This is a genomic window from Moorena sp. SIO4E2, from assembly GCF_010671945.1.
In the GTDB taxonomy this organism is placed as follows: Bacteria; Cyanobacteriota; Cyanobacteriia; order Cyanobacteriales; family Coleofasciculaceae; genus Moorena; species Moorena producens.
The window spans coordinates 1-6,538 of sequence record NZ_JAAHIE010000421.1 but is presented as its reverse complement, the minus strand read 5'-3'; the positions used below and the strand labels follow the sequence as shown (position 1 = coordinate 6,538).

Annotated in this window: 5 protein-coding genes; 1 reads left to right on the top strand and 4 read right to left on the bottom strand. The window is 40.0% G+C overall.

Going from position 1 to position 6,538, the window contains the following annotated elements; all coding sequences use genetic code 11:
* Window positions 1–172: 172 nt before the first annotated feature.
* From F6K37_RS29340 to rimM, 4 genes are all read right to left on the bottom strand, one after another.
* Window positions 173–955, bottom strand: coding sequence for an ABC transporter ATP-binding protein (locus F6K37_RS29340; protein WP_008189402.1), 783 nt, complete (start codon window positions 953–955; stop codon window positions 173–175).
* Window positions 940–1,482 carry a hypothetical protein gene (locus F6K37_RS29335; RefSeq protein ID WP_008189401.1) on the bottom strand — a complete coding sequence of 181 codons (543 nt, stop codon included), beginning with the start codon at window positions 1,480–1,482 and terminating at the stop codon, window positions 940–942. Before F6K37_RS29335 ends, F6K37_RS29340 begins: the two co-directional genes overlap by 16 nt.
* A gap of 792 nt (window positions 1,483–2,274) precedes the next feature.
* The gene (locus tag F6K37_RS29330; protein WP_287253993.1) at window positions 2,275–3,165 is read right to left on the bottom strand and encodes an alpha/beta fold hydrolase; all 891 of its coding nucleotides are present in this window, start codon (window positions 3,163–3,165) and stop codon (window positions 2,275–2,277) included.
* 143 nt (window positions 3,166–3,308) lie between these two features.
* A complete protein-coding gene (gene rimM, locus F6K37_RS29325) occupies window positions 3,309–3,935 on the bottom strand; it encodes a ribosome maturation factor RimM (protein ID WP_008189395.1) in 627 nt (208 codons plus the stop codon).
* Window positions 3,936–4,597: 662 nt separating this feature from the next.
* Between rimM and F6K37_RS29320 the strand changes: the two genes are divergently transcribed.
* Window positions 4,598–6,424, top strand: a complete 1,827-nt coding sequence (locus tag F6K37_RS29320) for an ABC transporter ATP-binding protein (RefSeq protein ID WP_229414747.1) — start codon at window positions 4,598–4,600, stop codon at window positions 6,422–6,424.
* Window positions 6,425–6,538: the final 114 nt, after the last annotated feature.

Here is a 6,538-nt window from a genome sequence, read left to right as displayed (position 1 = left end):
CTAACTTCTGACTTGCGCGTAGTGCTATAACACAGGTCCTGGTCGTTGACTAGTAATTAGAGCGGCTTAGCCTAGAGCCATTCAACGTACAGCCGTTATGCCTAAAGCCATTCAACCTACAGCCAACGAACCTAACCAAATTCATAAATAAAAACAGTCTCTTGACCTATAGTCAACCTATTACTTGAATTGGACCGGTGGTACTGGCACTAAAGAATTGCTGCACTAGAGGATTATCTGTGGTATCTATCTCCCCAACGCTGCCAGACCACTGTACTTTGCCTTTGTAGAGGAAAACAACCCGGTCAGCGGTGCGGCGAATTGTACTCTCCTGATGGGTAACCATTAGGTAAGTACTACAAGCGTTTTCTTCCCGTTGTATCTGGCGCACTAAATCTTCAATCACTGTTGAGGCGATCGGGTCAAGTCCAGCGGTTGGTTCGTCGTAGAGTAACACCTCTGGGTTGTCCCTGGGATGATCAGGATTAGAAATGATAGCACGGGCAAAACTGACTCGTTTGCGCATACCTCCTGATAACTCAGCTGGGTAGCGGTCTCCAACACCAGATAACCCTACCATCTCCAGGCTTTGATTGACCAATTTCCTAATTCGATGATGTGGTAGTTTAGAATGCTGGTAAAGCAAGAAACCCACATTCTCTTCCACCGTCAGCGAGTCAAACAAAGCTGCCTGCTGAAATACCATACCAATGCCAATGGGGTCTTGAGCATCTTCTATTAAACCGGAGCGCCGTTGCCCTTTAACATAAACTTCACCAACATCAGCAGGTAGTAAGCCAGCAATAATCCGAAGAATTGTTGATTTGCCAGTTCCAGAAGGACCAATAATAACTAGGGCATCACCCTGATAAATTTTCAGATCCAACTGATTCAAAATGACATTGCTTCCAAAGGATTTGCTCACTCCCTTCAGTTCGATCAATGGTTCTGGCATCGGATATTTCTGACATTTTTCATTGTCTTCTCCATACAATGTATAACCTCTTCATCAAAAAGCACTACTTTTTGATAATCAGGAAATTCTCCTGTATGCAGGCGCACAGCCACTTGCCCTAACCCTTCACTAAAGAGAAGTTGCTTAAACAACAGGTTGTCTGTAAAGGACATAATGTGAGCAGCAATCGCGCACTCGCCTTCCCAGCCAAAGTCCACATCTAGTTTAACGTGATGCCTTTCATGAATACATCGGTAAATTAAGTTGACGTCCTTACCTAGTAGATCTGATTCATTATATTGGGCGCTGATTTTAACATTTCCTTGTTCAAAGTCAGCTTTGATGTCATTCAGACATAGATCTGGTCCTCTAAAGTAGGGTTGGTAGTCAACGTACTCAAAATTGACCCCTTGCAGTTCTACCTTTGCTAAGTCAATCACAAATTGACGAAACTCTCTAATTAAGGATAGAGGAGCTTCATAGGCTGGAGCTGTCATATAGCCCTTGGCTAATTCTTCAATTGTCATTATTATGATCTCCTCCTGTGCATAAATTACCTGCTAGGAATTTTTGTAGAACTTCTGCATTTACACTCTTATTAGAGGATAAGTGATATAGTCAACTTATTAATGGGGGGTGAACCCCCTGATAGGGTAAGTCCTATCTTGGCAACAAAGAGTTAAAGCTTCCGTGTTAAACTCGTAACACTTGGAAGCCAATTTTGGTTTCTTCTAAATTGTGATATTTCTTGACAATAAAGACGTCGCGACAACCACTTAAACAATCTTGAAGAATCAGCAAGATTTCAAAAAGCTTCCCGTGAATTTACTTAAAAGTTCTCTGGAATACTGCGGGAGCTTTACCTGATTTTTATTTCAGAGCCACCCTAGCTGGTTCTTTAAGCAATCTGACCCTGACAAGCGCTTTATTAATAATATCTGAATCATTCAAACCTCTTGAAGAAGCAGTTAAATTAACTCTTCCCGCTCCGGTCATCAGTAATAACACGTACATAGCTCATACTCACTCAATTTCGGTTACTTCACATTAATTCGTCCTAACAATCTATGCACCGAAAATCTAGCTGTTGATGCCATAATAACTATGTGCTTACGGCTAATCAACGATAGGATTGTCTATGGCTTGATAAATATCGCTTATTATTATTTATATCCAGAGAAAAGCAAATCTATAATCAGTGAATTTACGGAATATTATCTTGGTTTACAGGGAAAATGCCTAGTATTATCAATAGCTGTAAATGTTAAAGTTTACCCTTCTTACTTACGTGCTTGACCCTGATTAATTCCTTTTCTATTTCACCAGCTAGATGACAACCAATCGAGAATCAGTGAATTTACGGACTCTGGGTTTTCGTGATGAGGGCAGTGACCAGCGTTAGGAATTCCTACAAATTTTACGTCTTTACCCTGATCACTCTGCTTTTGGAAGATGGTAGCACCAGAAATCGGTGTCCAAGGGTCTTCCTCTCCCCAAAGAATGAGTAGAGGACTTTGTAACTTAGGTAAAAGTTCACTAGGTCCAGGACCAGGAGGAGCAGTAAGAACTGATGCAAATACCTTTTGAGCCCCGGGATCACAAGCAGGCTGGTAGATTAAGTCTACAAGTTCATCTGTAATGGCATCTGAATCACAGTAGACTTGACGAAGGGTGCTGCGGATGCGATTTTTCTGGCGGATACGGTTAAACAGGAACGGTCCAAAGGTTGCAGAGTTCACTAATCTGGTGAAAGCTCCCATCACCAACCGCAAAGGTAGATTTAGCTCTTCAGGGCGGTGATTGAGTCCACCAGCACAGTTAATTAAGACACCACCAGCAGCAATCTCAGGATAGTTTGTTACCACCATCAGACTTAACAGAGCACCAATGGAGTTACCGATAAATACGGTAGGTTCGTTGATGTAGGTATCCCAAAAGTCCTTTATTTGTTGTTGCCACAACTCTACGGTGTAGGACAAGGCAGGTTTATCAGAACCTCCAAATCCCAGCAGATCGATGGCAAACACTCGATAACCCCCTGCGGCTAGGACAGGAATATTCTTGCGCCAATGTCCAATGGATGCCCCAAAACCATGAACCAACAGTAGAGGCTTACCAGTCCCCATTACGGTGTATTCAATTTGGTGACCTTGCCAGTTCCAAACATGGTTTTCCGTCCTGTGGTAGGGTATTAGTTTTTGTGTAGACACAGCTTTTTGTTAACTTTAATTAACTTACTCATTTTAATATTACTAAACATTTAGGTACTAAGTTGATTATGGATGATAAATTAGTTATAATTAATCGTTATCTTTTAATACGATTAAACATGACCTAGCAATGATTGATCAGGTCAAGGCTTCAATTCTAGTAAACCCGGAGGAGGCGTAATCTCAATCCGACCATTTTCGAGATCGACCACTGGTGCGATCGCTTTTACAAAGGGAATCAGTACCGTTGCTGGCTGTGGTTCCTTCTTACCTTTGGCTTGGCGTTTCTTGCTAGTTCGAGTGGGTGGTGGAGTTTCCGGCTGGGTTGGGGGCGGTTGCACTGAAGATAGCAATTTGACTTTCAAAAGGTCATTACCCGCTGGGATCACATCTACGACTACCCCCACAGCTTCACCGGTGAGTTGATTAAAGACTTCAAGGTCAATCAAGTCTAAGATGTGATACTCATCTTCCTCTAACTCTGGGCGATCGCTGGTTGGTACCAACAGTTGATAACCGCGCAACGCCTCTGCCTGATCCCGGTTGTCTACCCCTTTGAGCTGCACAACATATAACGCTTTACCAGGGACAAAACGCCCCCAGAGTAATTCTACAGGTTGGGGTGGATTATCCCCTGGTGGTTTTAACCAGCGCTGTCCTGGCTCCTCAAACCTTTCGGGAAAGTCAGAACTTGGATAGACTCGCAACTCTCCTTTTAACCCATGGGGGGAAACAATTCTACCGATTTCTAGCCAGTCTTCATTGGTCATTTGAGCATTTTTAGGTAAGTGAAGTAAGCACTAAGGGCAAGGTAGTACCATCATCCCTAAAGAGGCCCGAGAGCGTGGATAGCGCGGACCTGTCATTTAATTTTATCCTGATTACCGGCATTTTGATCAGAAAAAATACTATAAAACACACCCTAAATGATCAGGATAGTAGTATATAAAAAAAATCCAATTAAATCGTAATTTTAGTCATTTTATATTGAACAAGATCTTGCTTGTTATTTTTAACTATACAATTACTCGTTTTTGGGGTTTTAATAATAACTAACTAATGAAACTAGATAAATTATAAATAGTTTGTGAACTATAACCTATACAGTATGCCGACACTAACAGGGCTTGTGGGCTTCTGGATTTTGAAAACTGGTTTATAGACGTTATAGATACTAACAGTCTAATCAGGGTTACTTCAATCAAGGCAATTGGCCATTAGCTCAGCTTCGAGAGCTTAATGACTTTGTGCAAGTAATTGAGATTGTCCAGCTTCTCCTGATGCTGCTCGGCAATGGCACCGGACTAGGACAATTGTCTAGATTTGACCAAATCTCAATCCTTCCTCTTATCTTTGACGACATCGTAAAGCTGATTTAAACTGAATTATTCATTTATCATCCTAATAATTTCAATACCAAATGGTTAGCTATTTGTCAAATTTTTTATACATTCTCGGAGAAAGAAAACTCAGACTAATCCCTCTTCTGTTATTAATCTTACTAACCTCCCTCCTGGATACTGTAGGTATTGGACTTGTCGGGCCATTTATGGGGTTAGCTACTAACCCAACTTTGATTGAACTAAATTCTCGGCTGCATTGGGTTTATGTCAAGTTAGGTTTAACTTCTGAAGTTCAGTTTATTGCCTTGCTAGGTTTAATTATTATTGTTGCCTTCTGGACTAAATCCTTATTAAGTTTCCAAGCTCAAAAATATATCTTTAAATTTAGCTTTACTCAATACGGTGAACTATCCTCAAATTTGCTCCATGCCTACTTGGTAGCACCTTACACATTTCATATTAGGAAAAATACGGCTTTTTTAATCAACACGGTCTTGGAAGAATCTGGAGTTTTTAGTGTCAAATTCATGATTCCTTTCCTAAAAACCGTAGCCAGTTTTATTATTATATTGTTTTTAGTTATTTTACTAATAATAACCGATCCGATCGCAACAATTACTCTAGCCTTGATTTTACTAATACCCTTGGGTATTATCTACCAATTTAAAGACAAAATTTCCGAATGGGGAAAAAAGGTATCTCAATCTAAGGAGGAAATGATTCGCATCATCAATCATAGCCTTGGAGGATTAAAAGAAACACGCATCATTGGTTGCGAATCTTACTTTGAAAGGCAAATGAGTGATCAAGTCGATCAACTGGTTAATGGCATGACATCATTTCATACTTTCCAAGCTTTGCCTCGCATTATAATTGAAGCAATTTTAGTGACATTTTTAGTAGCTTTTGTATCTATAGTCTTAGTCTTTAACCTTGGGACAGAAAATATTATCGAAGTTTTAGGTATTTTCGCTTTGGCTTCCGTGCGCATGATTCCAGCATTTAGTCATTTAACATCTAATATTGCTTTGATGCGAAACGCCAGCTATTCGATTAATAAAATATACTTGGATTTAAAAGAGTTAGAAGACATTGAAGTAGAGGAAATTTTTGAACCTAAATATTTATCAGATTTATCTCCCCTATCCAAGCCTAATACTCCCTCAGAGCAATTCAGTAATTTTGCAAAGTCTATTGACGTTAATAGAAGTCTATCACACCAGGATAATCAGATCGAAATTGATAGAATTACCTACCGATATCCCAAAGTTTTAGACCCTACTATTATGAACATATCCTTGACTATCAACAAAGGTCAATCTATTGCTTTAGTCGGTAAATCAGGCTCAGGTAAGACAACATTAGTTGATGTAATTTTAGGTCTCTTAGCACCTGAAAGTGGTGAGATTAGGTACAAAGGTAAATCCATATATAAGAATCTGCGTTCCTGGCAAAATTTAATTGGCTACATCCCACAGTCGATTTTTCTCATAGATGACACAATCGAAGGAAATATTGCCTTTGGTGTTCCAAAGCATTTGATTGATCGAGAACGATTAGATCAGGCTATCCAATCTGCTCAACTTGCGGAGTTTGTTGACCAATTACCTGAGGGAGTTAAATCTGTTGTTGGTGAACGGGGAGTGCGTTTATCTGGTGGTCAACGGCAGCGGATAGGAATTGCTCGCGCACTTTACCATCAGAGGGAAATTTTAGTCCTAGATGAGGCGACTTCTGCACTAGATAATGAAACTGAACACTTGGTTAATGAAGCAATTAAATCTTTGAATGGCACTAAAACGATGATTATTATTGCTCACCGTCTCTCTACTATTGAACATTGTGATTGTATCTATTTACTCGATCAAGGTCGTTTAGTGAAGTCAGGTACTTATCAAGACATCATTTTAAATTAACAAAGCCTTAATTTTTGAATTGGAAAAGAGCAGGAGCAGGTTAGTTATAGCAATTCTATCTCCCATGAGGTACAAACAGATCGGGTGCATCTCATATTTGTAAATGTTGCGTAG